The sequence below is a fragment of the Celeribacter sp. HF31 genome, from assembly GCF_011806455.1.
Classification (GTDB): domain Bacteria; phylum Pseudomonadota; class Alphaproteobacteria; order Rhodobacterales; family Rhodobacteraceae; genus Celeribacter.
In genome coordinates this window covers 46,698-60,995 of sequence record NZ_JAATOT010000006.1, presented here as the reverse complement: position 1 = coordinate 60,995, position 14,298 = coordinate 46,698, and the positions used below count along the sequence as shown (strand labels likewise).

Annotated in this window: 15 protein-coding genes; 5 read left to right on the top strand and 10 right to left on the bottom strand. The window is 59.1% G+C overall.

What is annotated here, in order from left to right; translation table 11 throughout:
• Window positions 1-37: 37 nt before the first annotated feature.
• Both HCZ23_RS13750 and HCZ23_RS13745 read left to right on the top strand, forming a co-directional pair.
• Entirely contained in the window at window positions 38-946 is a 909-nt protein-coding gene (locus tag HCZ23_RS13750; RefSeq protein WP_167602317.1) for a sulfite exporter TauE/SafE family protein, read from the top strand.
• Window positions 946-1,692 (top strand): TIGR02186 family protein, encoded by a 747-nt coding sequence (locus HCZ23_RS13745; protein ID WP_167602316.1) that lies wholly within the window; start codon window positions 946-948, stop codon window positions 1,690-1,692. The genes HCZ23_RS13750 and HCZ23_RS13745 overlap by 1 nt, the downstream gene beginning before the upstream one ends.
• 1 nt (window position 1,693) lies before the next feature.
• Here HCZ23_RS13745 and HCZ23_RS13740 read toward each other — a convergent pair whose 3' ends face one another.
• From HCZ23_RS13740 to ccrA, 5 genes are all read right to left on the bottom strand, one after another.
• Window positions 1,694-3,250, bottom strand: coding sequence for an ATP-dependent RecD-like DNA helicase (locus tag HCZ23_RS13740; protein WP_167602315.1), 1,557 nt, complete (start codon window positions 3,248-3,250; stop codon window positions 1,694-1,696).
• A gap of 57 nt (window positions 3,251-3,307) precedes the next feature.
• Window positions 3,308-3,946 (bottom strand): acyl-homoserine-lactone synthase, encoded by a 639-nt coding sequence (locus tag HCZ23_RS13735; RefSeq protein ID WP_167602314.1) that lies wholly within the window; start codon window positions 3,944-3,946, stop codon window positions 3,308-3,310.
• Window positions 3,947-4,116: 170 nt separating this feature from the next.
• Window positions 4,117-4,830 (bottom strand): LuxR family transcriptional regulator, encoded by a 714-nt coding sequence (locus HCZ23_RS13730; RefSeq protein ID WP_167602313.1) that lies wholly within the window; start codon window positions 4,828-4,830, stop codon window positions 4,117-4,119.
• The gene (locus HCZ23_RS13725) at window positions 4,784-4,993 is read right to left on the bottom strand and encodes a hypothetical protein (protein WP_167602312.1); all 210 of its coding nucleotides are present in this window, start codon (window positions 4,991-4,993) and stop codon (window positions 4,784-4,786) included. The genes HCZ23_RS13730 and HCZ23_RS13725 overlap by 47 nt, the downstream gene beginning before the upstream one ends.
• Window positions 4,994-5,316: 323 nt before the next feature.
• Window positions 5,317-6,597, bottom strand: coding sequence for a crotonyl-CoA carboxylase/reductase (gene ccrA, locus HCZ23_RS13720; RefSeq protein WP_167602311.1), 1,281 nt, complete (start codon window positions 6,595-6,597; stop codon window positions 5,317-5,319).
• 354 nt (window positions 6,598-6,951) lie between these two features.
• Between ccrA and HCZ23_RS13715 the strand changes: the two genes are divergently transcribed.
• Window positions 6,952-8,931 carry a protein meaA gene (locus tag HCZ23_RS13715; RefSeq protein WP_167602310.1) on the top strand — a complete coding sequence of 660 codons (1,980 nt, stop codon included), beginning with the start codon at window positions 6,952-6,954 and terminating at the stop codon, window positions 8,929-8,931.
• 3 nt (window positions 8,932-8,934) lie between these two features.
• Here the strand turns inward: HCZ23_RS13715 and HCZ23_RS13710 are convergent, their stop codons facing one another.
• Window positions 8,935-9,477: a DUF4329 domain-containing protein gene (locus HCZ23_RS13710; RefSeq protein WP_254870320.1), complete on the bottom strand. Its 543-nt coding sequence runs from the start codon at window positions 9,475-9,477 to the stop codon at window positions 8,935-8,937.
• 66 nt (window positions 9,478-9,543) lie between these two features.
• On the opposite strand from HCZ23_RS13710, the gene deoD reads away from it, so the two are divergent.
• On the top strand, window positions 9,544-10,254 hold the full coding sequence (gene deoD / locus HCZ23_RS13705) for a purine-nucleoside phosphorylase (protein ID WP_167602309.1): 711 nt from the start codon (window positions 9,544-9,546) through the stop codon (window positions 10,252-10,254).
• A gap of 2 nt (window positions 10,255-10,256) precedes the next feature.
• The gene (locus HCZ23_RS13700) at window positions 10,257-11,240 is read left to right on the top strand and encodes an aldo/keto reductase (protein ID WP_167602308.1); all 984 of its coding nucleotides are present in this window, start codon (window positions 10,257-10,259) and stop codon (window positions 11,238-11,240) included.
• Window positions 11,241-11,406: 166 nt separating this feature from the next.
• On the opposite strand, the gene HCZ23_RS13695 is transcribed toward HCZ23_RS13700, so the two are convergent.
• The 4 genes from HCZ23_RS13695 to HCZ23_RS13680 form a co-directional block, all read right to left on the bottom strand.
• Window positions 11,407-11,574 carry a hypothetical protein gene (locus HCZ23_RS13695; protein ID WP_167602307.1) on the bottom strand — a complete coding sequence of 56 codons (168 nt, stop codon included), beginning with the start codon at window positions 11,572-11,574 and terminating at the stop codon, window positions 11,407-11,409.
• Between the two features lie 134 nt (window positions 11,575-11,708).
• Complete coding sequence (locus tag HCZ23_RS13690) at window positions 11,709-11,909, bottom strand: hypothetical protein (protein WP_167602306.1); 201 nt, start codon at window positions 11,907-11,909, stop codon at window positions 11,709-11,711.
• A 46-nt stretch (window positions 11,910-11,955) separates the two neighbouring features.
• Window positions 11,956-13,362, bottom strand: a complete 1,407-nt coding sequence (creD, locus tag HCZ23_RS13685; RefSeq protein ID WP_167602305.1) for a cell envelope integrity protein CreD — start codon at window positions 13,360-13,362, stop codon at window positions 11,956-11,958.
• A 120-nt stretch (window positions 13,363-13,482) separates the two neighbouring features.
• Complete coding sequence (locus HCZ23_RS13680) at window positions 13,483-14,262, bottom strand: succinate dehydrogenase iron-sulfur subunit (protein ID WP_167602304.1); 780 nt, start codon at window positions 14,260-14,262, stop codon at window positions 13,483-13,485.
• Window positions 14,263-14,298: the final 36 nt, after the last annotated feature.

The following is a 14,298-nucleotide window of genomic DNA, read 5'->3' as shown; positions in this document are numbered from 1 at the left end:
GCATTCCTGAAAGAAACGCACGCGAAAGCTACAGCCCATGCAAATCTTCCTCCCCATTGCAGAAGTCTCCGTGAACGCCTTCACGCTTCTGGGGATTGGCGGCATGGTCGGTGTGCTGTCCGGCATGTTTGGCGTGGGCGGCGGGTTCCTGATCACGCCCTTGCTGTTTTTCGTCGGCATCCCGCCTGCCGTGGCCGTCGCCACCTCCGCCAATCAGATCGTCGCCTCCTCTGTGTCAGGCGTGCTCGCGCATCTCAAACGCAAGACTGTCGATCTGAAAATGGGGATGGTGCTTTTGGCCGGCGGCCTTGTCGGCTCTGCCATCGGCATCCAGATTTTCAACATTCTCAAGGCGATGGGTCAGGTCGATCTCCTCGTCACCCTCTGCTACGTCGTCTTCCTCGGCATCATCGGCTTTCTCATGCTGATCGAGTCTTTGCGCGCCATCAAACGCGCCCGCGGTCGCCCCGCCGGGCGGCCTGAGCGCAAGAAACACCTCTGGGTCCACACCCTGCCCTTCAAGATGAAATTCCGCGCGTCCGGTCTTTATATCTCCGCCATTCCGCCCATTGCCGTCGGCGTGTTTGTCGGGATGTTGGGCGCGGTGATGGGCGTGGGCGGCGGGTTCATCATGGTGCCCGCGATGATCTACATCCTCGGCATGCCCACCAAGGTGGTGATCGGCACCTCGCTGTTCCAGATCATTTTCACCGCCGGGTTCACCACGATGTTGCACGCCTACACGAACCACACGGTGGATGTGCTTTTGGCTTTCCTGTTGCTCTTCGGCGGCGTGATCGGCGCCCAGGTCGGCACCCAGATCGGGTTGCGCCTCAAGGCCGAGCAACTCCGCATCATGCTGGCCCTTCTGGTCCTCTTGGTCTGTCTCAAACTTGGGGTCGATCTCTTGATCACACCCAAGGAACTCTACTCGCTGGGGGTTTGATGATGCGTCGCCTGATCGCCCTCCTCGCGTTTTTCTTCCTGCCTCTGAATGCCCAGGCCGAACAGGTCGTCGCCGCTTTGAGCCAGACGCGGGTTTCCGTGAATGCCAATTTCGATGGCTCCGAAATCCTCGTGTTCGGCGCGATCAAGCGCGAGGCCGCGATTCCCGAAAACAGTCCGCTTGATGTGATCATCACGGTCTCCGGCCCTGAACATGTCGAAACCATCCGCCGCAAGGACCGTCGTTTCGGCATCTGGATCAACGTCGAGGCACAAGTCATCGGTCACACGCCGACGTTTTACACGGTCGCCTCAACCCGCGCGCTGCACGACATCCTGCCGCCGCTGACCGACAGCCTTTGGAAGATCACCGCCGACAAACGCATCCTGCCCGGCATGCGCGGTCTTCCTGCACGCGAAGCTCTGATCCGGTTGCGTGAGAACGACGATCTCTACCGCACCCGTGAGGGCGAGGTGTCCCTCATCGAGGACACGCTGTTCGACACCTCCATCGCTCTGCCGTCAAACATCGTCGAAGGCACCTATACGACGCGGATTTTCCTGATCCGCGACGGTGAAGTGATCGACAGCTACGGCACGTCGATCAATGTGCAAAAGGTCGGGATCGAGCGCTGGCTCTACAATCTGGCTTATCAAAATGCGCTGATCTACGGGGTGATGGCGCTGGCGATTGCCGGGATTTTCGGTTGGGGCGCTTCGCAGGTGTTCCGCCTGATCCGCCGATGACTTAAAGTCCGCTCTCGATCTGCTCGGCTTCCAGCGTCAAAGGTGCCGCCACTTTCGCGGTCAGATCGGCGACGGACAAAGGCCCGCTGGGTTTCGCCAAACGCGCGCGCGTCACCCACAAGAGCCGCGTCTGCGCCCGGGTGATTGCCACATAAGCCAGCCGTTTCCACAGGGGAATCCCCGCCTCCATCCGGCCTGCGCGCGCGGCGGCGTAAAGATCGGGGGCAAAGACCTGAACATCATCCCATTGCGAGCCCTGCGCCTTGTGAATCGTCACAGCCGCGCCATGCAGGAACGCCGCCCCCATCCGCGCAGCGTAGGGGATAAAGGGTTCTTCTTCATCAGGAAATTCGATTTTGACGATCGAGGCCGCCGAGATGTTCGGGTCCTCCGCCCCCATCACATGCAGGCGCGAAAACCCCGGTTTGCGCCCCGGCCCGAGGTAGACCACCTGCGCGCCTTTGATTAGCCCGCGGGCCTCCAGATCGAGGCGTTTTTTGCGGTGTTTCATCGGCAATTCGATGCCGTCGCAAATCAATGGCTCGCCGGGCAAGAGCGCATCGGTGGGGGCATCAAACACCTGCCGAAACGCCTGGATCAGGCGAATGCGGGTCGCGTTGCGCCAGACCAAAACCGGGGAGCGTGCCATCAGATCGCTTTCGACGCGCTGCGCATAGACCACGCGTTCGTCGCGCGCGGCGGCCTCTTCGATCATCCGCTCGAACTGCTCGAAACTCAGTTGCGGATCGGCCAGCGCATGGGCGAGATCGAGAATCGGGCTGTCCGCTTCCTGTCGGTGAATGCGATGGAGGATATGCTGTTTCTTTTCCGGCAGCGTCTCAAAGACCATCTCGCCGGATTGGTTCACGGGCGCTAACTGAGCCGGATCGCCGAACAACACGAGTGTGGGAAAAATCTCCTGCAAATCCTCAAACTGGCGTTTGTCGAGCATCGAGCTTTCGTCGACAAATCCGATGTCAAGCGGGTCTTCGCGCCGTTTCCAGCCGGTGATGAAATCAGAGCCTCGCAGCCCCGCCGCCGCCAGCGCGCCGGGTATGGATTTGTTGTTTTGGTAGAAGGCGTAAGCCTTGTCGAGCGCGTCTTCGGTCAGCCCTTCGATCTTAAGCCCTTCGAGATCGGGTCGGTCGCCATTGCCCGCCAGCCAATCGGCGATTTTCTCGTATTCCGGGTCATAGACCGGTGTGTAGAGAATGCGGTGGATCGTGGTCGCGGGTACACCGCGATTGCGCAGCACAGACGCCGCTTTGTTCGTCGGGGCCAGAATGGCCAGCGTGCGCCGCTCTTTGCGTCGCTTGTTCTCGTAATCGCCGGAAACGATCTCGACGCCCGCCTCATCCAGCGCCTTGTAAAGCTGCGCCAGCAAAAGGGTTTTCCCGGATCCTGCCTTGCCGATCACCGCACAAAGCTGATTGGTTGCGCTGGCTTGCGGCGTGATGATGCCGTCCTCGAGATCAACACCGACATGCGCCAACATCGCGCTGATCGCGTCGAAGGCTTCGGCCTGATCTTCGGAAAATGTAAGCGCGGTCTGGGTCATGCGGCGACCCTACAGGGACGCCGCACCATGTGCCAGAGTCATCGCACAAGTCGAGCGTCAGGCGATAGCCTGCAACTCTTCCACATAGCTTTGATTGAACGCGTCATGGAACCAGCGCTTAGACGTCTCGCGATCCACGCCAGCACGCTCCAGAGTGGGCGCAAACACATCCTCATGCATCTCCCAAAGGCCGACACCGATGGCCTCACGCCCCTCGCCGACACGACCAAGCACATCCGGCACCAGCCCCATCAGCGAATAGATCCGCTCCATCCGTGGGTCAAAGACACCGACGAAATGCTTCAGGTGAAATTCCTCCATGATCTCCCCCGCCGCCAGCGTCAGCGCCGCCGTCACGCGGCGATCCGCACCGGGGGCCAGACAAAAGCGGGTGCATTCCCAAATGAACGGGCTTTCGATCCGCACCCCGTCCGTGAGGTGGGAAAAGTGATCGTTCACCATCGTGTCGCCTGTTGTGGGCAAAAACCGCATTGAGCCCCCGTGGGTGCCGTCCGATTTCTCCCAAATCACATAAAGCGGGTTGATCGCATCGTATTCGTCGCGTTCTTCGCCCGCTTCGTTCACATGCACGTCCCATCCGAGGCGGCGTTTGAACTGATCCGCACGATCACGAAACATCGTGTCGCGCAGGCGGGGGAAGTGGCAAAGGTCGTTTCCGTAAATATAGCGCAGCATGTTGAGCTCCTGTCTCCGTCATCTGAGAAGAACGCTATCGGCGAAACGTTAACCATCATCTATTAGCTGCGCCCGTTGCGCTGTGCGAATGTTCACTATCCGTTCTGCGCACATTATTTAGGCAGATTTCGCAACTGGACGTGGCGTGAACAGGCAAACAGTCGTCGCTTTCAGACGATGATGAGCCCCATCGACAGCGCCCGCGCCACAGCGTGAGTCGTGTTCATGGCTCCAAGCTTGTGACGCGCGGATTCGATATAAACCCTCAGCGTATGTTCGGAAATTCCCATTTCCGCCGCAGCCTGACCACGGTTCAGGCCTTTGGCGAGATGCGTGATGGCGCTGGCCTCCCTGGGCGACAGCGATGGCGCCACTTGTGTTTCGATCTGCGTGTCGAAGGACAAGGCTTTCTTGTTGAACTCATGCGCCACGACCACAAGATCGCGTTCATTCCTTGCGATCAGCTGGTCCCAGGCATCGTCTGTCGTGTTGTGATTGAGGGTAAACAGGGCGAACTGCCCGTTCGGCCCACGGATCGGGATCGTGTAGCCCTGATTTCCGACACCATAGTCCAGCGCATCGAGGAAAAAGGCTTTGGCCGCCTTGGACGACCAGTCCAACTGTTTCCACGACACAGGGGTAAACCTTTGGAAACAGCCAAAGATGACGGGATCCATGCGCAGGTAATCTTTTTCAAGATAGCGATCGACCCATTCCGATGAATAGGTCCCTGCGCCAAATCGTTCTCCGACGCTGTTCACCCAATGGTAAACAACATGTGCAATGCCTAAGAGATCACGCAGCTTGACAGTTGCGTCCTGAAACTCTTCGAAATTCTCAACTCGCTGAATATCCTCCAGAAAGTCTTGCAACCCTGTCGTCATGCACCCCCGCCTGTTCCGACAACGCCTCAGAAGGCCTGTTCGACAACTCGGCCGCAACCACCAGACAGGTGTCGGCCAAATGTTCGGCGCTTGCCTTCAATCCGTTCTGATCCGCGAATGTCCGCAAATCCGTCAGTACATCAAGAATCCAATCGTTGCGCATGTAAACCCTCTTTCCGGTTGTCGCTTGGGTGCAATTTCAACTTTAGACATCTCTTTCGCACTCTGAAATTCGCGGTTTTACCCTCCCCAAAAATAGCGAGGTAGGTTTACGTAATATGCTGAAATAAAATATTCCGTTAATTTTCACAGGCTTGCGGCATCCCATCCAAGGAACTTAGAGACATTTTGAGGCTTTGCAGGACGCAACAGCGGCCCTCGGTTCCAGAACAACCTATAGTTGCATAAATTCAACAGCACAGAAAAAACCCGCCCCATGGTTAAGGGGCGGGCTCGAGACCAAGCAACAATGGTCGAAAAAGCGACTTATTTTCCGGCTTCCAACACATCTTCCAAAGTGTGAAGCCCGGTTTTCGGAGCCTGAACCAGAACGGCCATGTTCCCCGGCTTGTGCTGATTCTTCAGCATCTTCGTATGTGCCGCCGGGATTTCATCCCAAGGGAAGACTTCGGACATGCACGGATCGATCCGACGTTCGATCATCAGCTTGTTTGCCGCCGCCGCTTGCTTCAGATGCGCGAAGTGCGAGCCCTGCAAACGCTTTTGATGCATCCACATGTAGCGCACGTCGAAGGTACAGTTGAAGCCGGAGGTGCCCGCGCAAATCACGACCATACCGCCTTTTTTACAGACCAGCGTCGAGACCGGGAAGGTTGCTTCGCCCGGATGTTCGAAGACGATGTCGACGTTGTTGCCCTTGCCGGTGATGGCCCAGATCGCAGCGCCAAACTTGCGCGCCTCTTTGAACCATGCGGCGTATTCCGGCGTGTTCACCGTGGGCAATTGGCCCCAGCAATCGAAGTCCTTGCGGTTGATCACACCTTTGGAACCCAGGCCCATGACGAAATCGCGTTTATCCTCGTCGGAGATCACCCCGATCGCATTCGCACCCGCCGCATTGGCCAGTTGGATCGCGAAGGACCCGAGACCGCCCGACGCGCCCCAGACCAGAACGTTCTGACCCGGTTTCAACTCATGCGGATGGTGGCCGAAGAGCATGCGATAGGCGGTCGCCAGCGTCAGCGTGTAGCAGGCACTCTCTTCCCAGCTCAGATGTTTGGGACGCGGCAGAAGCTGTTGCGCCTGCACGCGGGTGAACTGCGCGAAAGAGCCGTCCGGCGTCTCATAGCCCCAGATGCGCTGCGAGGGCGAATACATCGGATCGCCGCCGTTGCATTCCTCGTCATCGCCATCGTCCTGGTTACAGTGGATCACGACCTCGTCGCCGACTTTCCAGGTTTTCACCCGATCACCCACCGCCCAAACGATGCCGGAGGCGTCGGAACCCGCGATGTGATACTCGGCGCCATGTCCATCAAAAGGAGAGATCGGCACGCCGAGACCTGCCCAGATGCCATTGTAGTTCACGCCCGCGGCCATCACGAGCACCAGAACCTCGTGACTGTCGAGCTTCGGCGTCTCGACGACTTCACTTTGGAACGAGGTCTCGGGTTCGCCATGACGCTCGCGACGGATCGCCCAAGCGTACATCTTTTCAGGCACATAGCCCATCGGCGGGATTTCCCCGATCTCGTAGAGGTCTTTCTCTTCGGCCTCGTAGGCCGGCTGGTTCGTGTCGAGCGCCATGTTTCTCCTCCAAATCTTTCCGTCTCTTTGCCTCTCCGTGCCGTCACGGGAGAGCGCTGTGAGCCTTGTCGTGCCGCGATGCAGAATCGCGGGGTATGCCATGGTGATACGCTTCACAAAGTAATTATGCAATGTTGATAAGTCTATTTTTGTAATTTTATAACCGAGCGAATGCAGAAACTTATCTGACATCCTTATAAAACAAAGGGATTCCGCGTCTCGCCGATGCAAAATTCCCTGACGTCACAGATTTTTCCACCTCTGCCGCGTTGCGGCGAATTGACAATGGCACAATATTTCAAGCATAACGCACTCTGAGAAATAATGTTGCAACGCAATATTGGGAGGTTTGCGATGAGTGAAGATAAAACCGGGATCACCAAAGATCGTCCCTGGCTGTTCCGTACCTACGCGGGGCACTCGACCGCAAAGGCTTCCAACGCGCTCTATCGCACCAACCTGTCCAAGGGGCAGACCGGCCTGTCCGTCGCCTTCGACCTGCCCACACAAACGGGGTACGACAGCGATCATGAGCTGGCGAAGGGCGAGGTCGGCAAGGTCGGCGTGCCGGTCGCGCATCTGGGCGACATGCGCATGCTCTTTGACGAGATCCCGCTCGAACAAATGAACACCTCCATGACGATCAACGCCACGGCACCTTGGCTCTTGGCGCTTTATATTGCCGTCGCCGAGGAACAAGGCGCGGATATTTCCAAACTGCAAGGCACGGTGCAGAACGACATCATCAAAGAGTATCTGTCGCGCGGAACGTATGTTTGCCCGCCCCGCCCGTCGTTGCGGATGATCACCGATGTCGCCGCTTACACCCGCGAGCATCTGCCGAAATGGAACCCGATGAACGTCTGTTCCTACCACCTGCAGGAGGCCGGCGCGACGCCCGAGCAGGAGCTGGCCTTTGCGCTGGCCACCGCCATCGCCGTGCTGGACGACCTGAAAGAGAAAGTGCCCGCAGAGGCCTTCCCCAATATGGTTGGACGGATTTCGTTTTTCGTGAACGCAGGCATCCGGTTCGTCACCGAGATGTGCAAGATGCGCGCCTTTGTCGAGCTGTGGGATGAGATCACCCGCGAACGTTACGGCGTCGAGGACCCGAAATTCCGCCGCTTCCGCTATGGGGTTCAGGTCAACTCTCTGGGCCTCACGGAGCAGCAGCCGGAAAACAACGTCTACCGCATTCTGATCGAAATGCTCGCCGTGACGCTCAGCAAAAACGCCCGTGCCCGCGCGGTGCAGCTTCCGGCATGGAACGAGGCGCTTGGTCTGCCGCGTCCCTTCGATCAGCAATGGTCGCTGCGCATGCAACAGATTTTCGCCTATGAGACGGACCTCTTGGAATATGAGGACCTCTTCGACAACAACCCCGCCGTGGAACGCAAAGTGGCCGCTCTGAAAGAGGGCGCGCGGGCCGAGCTTGAGACACTCGACGGCATGGGCGGCGCGATCGAGTCGATTGAGTATATGAAATCGCGCCTTGTGGAGGCCAATGCAGAACGGATCGCCAAGATCGAGGCGGGCGAAACCGTGGTCGTCGGCGTGAACAAATGGACCACCGGCGAGCCCTCGCCACTCACGGCAGGCGACGGTGGCATCATGAAGGCCGACCCCGAAGCCGAGGCCGATCAGATCGCGCGTCTCGACGCGTGGCGCGAGAGTCGCGATGAGCCCGCCGTTCAGGCCGCCCTCAAAGAGCTACGCGAGGCAGCGGCCAGCGGCGTCAACGTCATGCCCGCCTCAATCAAGGCGGCAAAAGCGGGCGCGACGACGGGCGAATGGGGCGATGTGGTGCGGGCCGCTTTCGGTCAGTATCGCGGGCCCACGGGCGTGTCCGCCAACCCGTCGAACCGCACCGAGGGGCTGGATGAAATTCGCGAAGAGGTCGCCCGTGTGTCCGCCTCCTTGGGACGCAAGCTCAAGTTCCTCGTCGGCAAACCCGGCCTCGACGGTCACTCCAACGGCGCCGAACAGATTGCCGCCCGCGCCCGCGATTGCGGCATGGAGATCGCCTATGAGGGCATCCGCCTGACCCCTGCGGAAATCGTCGCCGCGGCCAAGGCCGATGACGCCCATGTGGTGGGGCTGTCGATTCTGTCAGGCTCGCATATTCCGCTGATCGAGGAGCTGATGCGGCAGATGAAAGAGGCCGGTCTGAGCCATATTCCGGTGGTCGCCGGCGGCATCATCCCGGAAGAGGACGCCGAGCACCTGCGCTCCATCGGTGTGGCCCGCGTCTACACGCCGAAAGATTTCGAGCTGAACCGCATCATGTTCGACATCGTGGCACTCGTGGACCCGAGCAAAGAGGCGGCGGAGTAAGGCCTACTCTTCGAAAAACGTGACCAACTCGTCGTAGGAATAGCTTTCTGCGACGGGCCCGCTGTCATGCGGCTCGAACCGTGCATCGACCGGAAGGCAGCCCAGCCCGCAGACCTGAGAAATCACCATCTCCGAACTGTCGACATACCAAAGCCGCCCTCCCGGCGTGGCGACCCAGCCGTCGATGCCATCGCTCTCGTCGGCCTCCATGTCGTTGACCGACGGCACCTCCGACACGTAGCCGCGCATAAAACTGCCGTGGGTGTGATAGGAGGCGATGACCACCTCCATCTCCTCTGTGTCGCGCGGGGTGCAACCGTCGATGGAGCCCTTTTTCGCAGGGCTGGCGATCAGCTTTCCGTCGGCATCCCGCCCGATCAACCCGCAGTATTCGCGCTTTTTCTGGAACGAGAGCGGTTGGATCTCGGCGAAGATCGTCTTGACCATTTCCAACTCTTCCGGCTCCTCGGCCATCACGCTTTCAGGCCCTGCGAGGAGCACCGCAGAAACCATCATGGCGGTGCGCGAAAAAATCCTGCGCTGCATTCTATACAATCCTGTCCCCGGCTGTCTTACTGTGGCCCAAAGACCGATAGCACGAGGAGCATGGATATGCCGACCCCCCATATTGCCGCAAAGCCCGGCGAGATTGCCGAAACCGTCCTGATGCCGGGCGATCCCTACCGCGCGAAATGGGCCGCCGAGACCTATCTCGACGACATCAAACTGGTAAACGAGGTGCGGGGCATGCTGGGCTTTACCGGCACCTATAAGGGCCATCCCGTGACCATCCACGGCTCCGGCATGGGCATGCCGTCGATCTCGATCTATGCCAATGAGCTGATCACCGAATATGGCGCCAAGACCCTCATCCGCATCGGGTCCTGCGGCGCGATGCAGCATCATATCAAAGTGCGTGACGTGGTGATCGCCATGACCGCCACCACGATGGGCACAACGCCGTCGGCCGGGTTCTTCAAGGAGATTAACTACGCGCCCTGTGCCGATTACGGCCTGTTGGAGGCCGCTGTCGCCGCCGCGCGTCAGAAAGACACCGGCGTCCATGTCGGCAACATCTATTCGTCGGACATTTTCTATGCCGAACGTCCTGATCTCGATGAGGTGATGATCCGTCACGGCATCCTCGGCGTCGAAATGGAAGCCGCCGAGCTTTACACCGTCGCCGCGCGGCATGGCGTGCGGGCACTGGGCGTGATGACCGTTTCCGATCACCTTCTGACGCATGAGGCGCTGCCCTCCGACCAGCGGGAAAAGAGTTTTGGCGATATGGTCGAGATCGCATTGGAGGCCGCTTTCGCATGAGAATGCCCAAACGCCAACTTGGCACAAACGGACCTCTGGTGAGCGCCATCGGCTTTGGCTGCATGAGCTTCGCCGGGTTCTTCGGTGCCGCCGATGACGACACCTCTCTCGAAACCCTCGCCGCCGTCGAAGCCGCCGGGATCGACTTTTGGGACACCGCGAACATCTACGGCATGGGGCGGTCTGAAAAGCTTGTCGGTCAATACCTCAAGGAAAGCGGGGCCGATGTGACGCTGGCCACCAAGTGCGGCATCGTCATGGGCCCGGAGCGCAGCTTTAACAATGAGGAAGATTACATCCGCTCTGAGCTGGAAGGCTCACTGAAAAAGCTAAACCGCGACAAGGTCGAGCTTTATTACATCCACCGTCGGCAACAAGAGTTGCCGGTGGAGAGGGTCGCCGAGACCATGGGCAAGCTCATTGAAGAGGGTCTGATCGACGCCTGGGGCCTGTCCGAAGTGGCGCCTTCGACGATCCGGCGTGCGCACAAGGTCGTGCCCGTGACGGCGGTGCAGAACGAATATTCGCTTTGGACCCGACAGCCGGAGCTGGGCGTGATCCAGACCTGCGAAGAGCTGGGGATCGCTTTCATCCCCTTCTCTCCGGTGGCCCGTGGCGCGCTTGGCGTGGCCGATCTCGACCCCGCGCAGTTTTCCGACAATGATTTCCGCAAAGTGAACCCGCGTTTCATGGGGCAGAACTGGCTGGAAAACCTGGACTACATCCACGCGTTCCAAGCCTATGCCGAGAAGAAAGGCGTCTCGACCCCGGCACTGGCGCTCGCTTGGGTGCTGCACCAAGGCGATCACCTGATCCCGATTCCCGGAACGCGCACCAAAGAACACCTCGCCGATTGGGCCCACGCGGGCGAGATCGGCCTGTCGGAGGACGATCTTTGGGAGATCGAACAGATTTTGCCAGCAGGTTGGGCGGCGGGGGATCGCTATGCCGATCAGCAAATCCTCGGCGTCGAACGCTACTGCTAAAGCGTTTCTCAAGAAACTTGAAGCACTCAATTATTGAGAAACGCAGCACTATCAATTCAGTGTGGCAACGTTTTTCGCTCAATCTCATTCAGATTAAACGAAAAACGCTTTAACATGACAAAGCCCCGCTCTGCCGGGGCTTTTCAGTCTACGAAGGCGGGAGGCCTTATTCGTAGTAGGCGTACATTTGATCGAGCACATCGAGTTTGCCCGGAACAACCTGTTCGCTGGTTTTCACCGCCGGGGTGGCCGGGGCGTAGTATTCGAGCCATTCGGACACTTTCATCGCGGCGTCTTTGGCTTTGTCGTTCAGTGCAACATCGTGCAGGGTCATGTCATAAACTCCGTGGAGGTGTAGTTGTCTCCCTTGTGCACTGAGGTATGCTGCGACGCCGCGAAAGACAGCCCCCTAATGTCGCATAGTCGCCATGCGCATGCTGCAATGCAGCGCCATGCGTGTTGGGGTCTTTACGTGTTGGGCTTGGCCCCGCAATGTGTCGGCTCGCCCTTCACGGTGCGGGCCTCTGCGCCACAGACCTGACAGCGAAAGGTGATGCCCTCCGCATCCTTGCCGGTCTGACGCCAGCGGCAATCCGACGTGCGATCCGTGCGCAAGACATACATGCCCACGTAGAGCGCGATGAGGATGAGGGGGATGAAAATGACCATGCCCCCTCATACGCCGTGTCTTGCCGAATGGAAAACCACGGATATGTTACGACGTTGTTTTGGGCGCAGGCTCCTTGCGTTTACGCGCGAACAAGCCGCTGCCCTCCGGCCCGTACCAATCCTCGTTGCGGGTAAAGAACATGGTCGCGGCCAGAGCCACAAAGGACAGGGACGCCCCCGCAAGCAATGCATAATCCGCAGAGCGCAGGATCAGATAGAGCACGCCATAAAGCACCAAAAGCATGACGCCCAGAACCGCCGTGCGCCGTCCGAGTTTCAGCCCCACAGCGCCAAAGAAGGTCAAAAGCGCAATGGTCGCCCCGGCAGAGAGCGCATAGGCGGGGCCAAAGCCGATCTGTTCGGAATAGGCCACCATCAAGAGGACGAAAATCGATTGCGCCAGACCGATCAGGATATATTGCACCGGGTGGGCCGGGCGTTCGGCACCTTTTTCCACCAGCAAAACGGTGAGAAAGGTCAGCGCGATGAAAAGGATCGAATAATTCGCCGCACGGAAGGACTTTTGATAAAAGTCATTCGGCTCGATGAAATCGACCCCGAAGGCCATATTGTAGCGCAGGGTCCGGGTGTAATTCTCGCGGGTCATCTGCGGCAGGGTGCGGGCCAGATGCGGGATGGTCCAGGTGGCGGAGAAGCCCTCTTCGGAAATCTCCGAACCGTCCGGCAGGAAGGCGCCCCGGAAACTCGGGTGCGGCCAGTCGGACCTGATGGTCACAGCCGTCTGACGTCCGACCGGCGCGATCTGAAAGGACTGCGCGCCATTGGCGCCGAGCGTCAGCGCATAGTCACTCTTGCCACGCGGATCGCCCAAAGCCGCCATGATACCGGCGGCATCGTCGGCCGAGGCAATCGGTTCAAGCGGCACTTCGGCGCCATCGACGGTCAACACCGCCTGCCCGCGCAGCGCGGCGTTGGAAGACAGCGACAGGATCAGCTCGGCCCGATCCCAGAGGATCACCTCGTCATTCACGGCCTGCGCGTCGATCTGGTCCCAGGGGAAATCGAACCCCATGTCGATCCCCGCCTGATAGACCGGCACCGAAAAGATACCGCGATGGCGAATTTGCGTTTGCGTGTCGATATCCACATCGAAGCGCCCCGGATAGACATAGATCGGATCGCGGCTCACGGTCACCTTGCGCGTCACCCGGCGCTGGCGCGGAGACCCATCGGCGTCCAGAACGACCTCGCCCGTGTCCGGGTTGATCACCGCTTCGCGTTCGGTGCGGTCCACGGTTTCCTCGACCGGGATCACAAGCATCGGGCCTGCGATCACCTGATCCCCGCCCCATTCGCGGCCCACCTCACGCAGGGTGCTTTGCGAATAAGTCTTACGGCTCTGCACGATGTCCGAGACGAAGAACAGCGGAATGAACATCAAAAGCGTCAGCAGGCCGACGATCAGGAAACGGGCGCCAATGGATTTGCGCATGGGGGAACTCCTCAAACAACTCCGCGCAGGATGGGCGGGCGTGACGCATGAGGCAAGGGGGAGAAGCGCAAAAGAAAAACCCCACCGAAGCGGGGCATTTCACGTTTTTGTCGAAACCGCTTAGTGGGTGCGTTCGAGCATCATCTTCTTGATATGCGCAATCGCCGCCGCCGGGTTCAGACCCTTGGGGCAGGTTTTCGCACAGTTCATGATGGTGTGGCAGCGATAGAGTTTAAAGCTGTCTTCGAGGTAGTCGAGACGCTCGCCGGTGGCCTCATCGCGCGAGTCGATGATCCAGCGGTAGGCGTGCAGCAGAGCTGCCGGTCCAAGGTATTCGTCGCCGTTCCACCAGTAGCTCGGGCAAGAGGTCGAGCAAGAAGCGCACATCACGCACTCATAGAGACCGTCGAGTTTCTTGCGATCCTCGATGGACTGACGCCATTCCTTCTCAGGACGGTTGGTCTTGGTCTCAAGCCACGGCATGATCGACGCATGCTGGGCGTAGAAGTGGGTCAGATCGGGAATGAGGTCTTTCACCACCGGCATGTGCGGCAGCGGGAAGATGCGCACGTCGCCCTTGATCTCGTCGAGACCGTAGATGCAGGCGAGCGTGTTGATCCCATCGATGTTCATCGCGCAGGAGCCACAGATGCCCTCGCGGCACGAACGACGGAAGGTCAACGTCGGGTCGATCTCGTTCTTGATCTTGATCAGCGCGTCGAGAACCATCGGACCGCATTTGTCCATGTCGATGAAATAGGTGTCCACCGACGGGTTTTTCTCGTCATCGGGATTCCAGCGGTAGATCTGGAATTTGCGGACATTGGTCGCGCCCTCGGGCTTCGGCCAGGTCTTGCCCGTCACGATTTTGGAGTTCTTGGGAAGGTTAAACTGAACCATGGCCTGTTCCCCTAGTTTGACGCCGGACGTGCCGGC

Bases quoted from the DNA above. Each gene is read 5' to 3' on its own strand.
- HCZ23_RS13750 (WP_167602317.1), top strand. From the start codon at position 38: ATGCAAATCTTCCTCCCCATTGCAGAAGTCTCCGTGAACGCCTTCACG.
- HCZ23_RS13745 (WP_167602316.1), top strand. From the start codon at position 946: ATGATGCGTCGCCTGATCGCCCTCCTCGCGTTTTTCTTCCTGCCTCTG.
- HCZ23_RS13740 (WP_167602315.1), bottom strand. From the start codon at position 3,250: ATGACCCAGACCGCGCTTACATTTTCCGAAGATCAGGCCGAAGCCTTC.
- HCZ23_RS13735 (WP_167602314.1), bottom strand. From the start codon at position 3,946: ATGCTGCGCTATATTTACGGAAACGACCTTTGCCACTTCCCCCGCCTG.
- HCZ23_RS13730 (WP_167602313.1), bottom strand. From the start codon at position 4,830: ATGACGACAGGGTTGCAAGACTTTCTGGAGGATATTCAGCGAGTTGAG.
- HCZ23_RS13725 (WP_167602312.1), bottom strand. From the start codon at position 4,993: ATGCGCAACGATTGGATTCTTGATGTACTGACGGATTTGCGGACATTC.
- ccrA (WP_167602311.1), bottom strand. From the start codon at position 6,597: ATGGCGCTCGACACGAACCAGCCGGCCTACGAGGCCGAAGAGAAAGAC.
- HCZ23_RS13715 (WP_167602310.1), top strand. From the start codon at position 6,952: ATGAGTGAAGATAAAACCGGGATCACCAAAGATCGTCCCTGGCTGTTC.
- HCZ23_RS13710 (WP_254870320.1), bottom strand. From the start codon at position 9,477: ATGCAGCGCAGGATTTTTTCGCGCACCGCCATGATGGTTTCTGCGGTG.
- deoD (WP_167602309.1), top strand. From the start codon at position 9,544: ATGCCGACCCCCCATATTGCCGCAAAGCCCGGCGAGATTGCCGAAACC.
- HCZ23_RS13700 (WP_167602308.1), top strand. From the start codon at position 10,257: ATGCCCAAACGCCAACTTGGCACAAACGGACCTCTGGTGAGCGCCATC.
- HCZ23_RS13695 (WP_167602307.1), bottom strand. From the start codon at position 11,574: ATGACCCTGCACGATGTTGCACTGAACGACAAAGCCAAAGACGCCGCG.
- HCZ23_RS13690 (WP_167602306.1), bottom strand. From the start codon at position 11,909: ATGGTCATTTTCATCCCCCTCATCCTCATCGCGCTCTACGTGGGCATG.
- creD (WP_167602305.1), bottom strand. From the start codon at position 13,362: ATGCGCAAATCCATTGGCGCCCGTTTCCTGATCGTCGGCCTGCTGACG.
- HCZ23_RS13680 (WP_167602304.1), bottom strand. From the start codon at position 14,262: ATGGTTCAGTTTAACCTTCCCAAGAACTCCAAAATCGTGACGGGCAAG.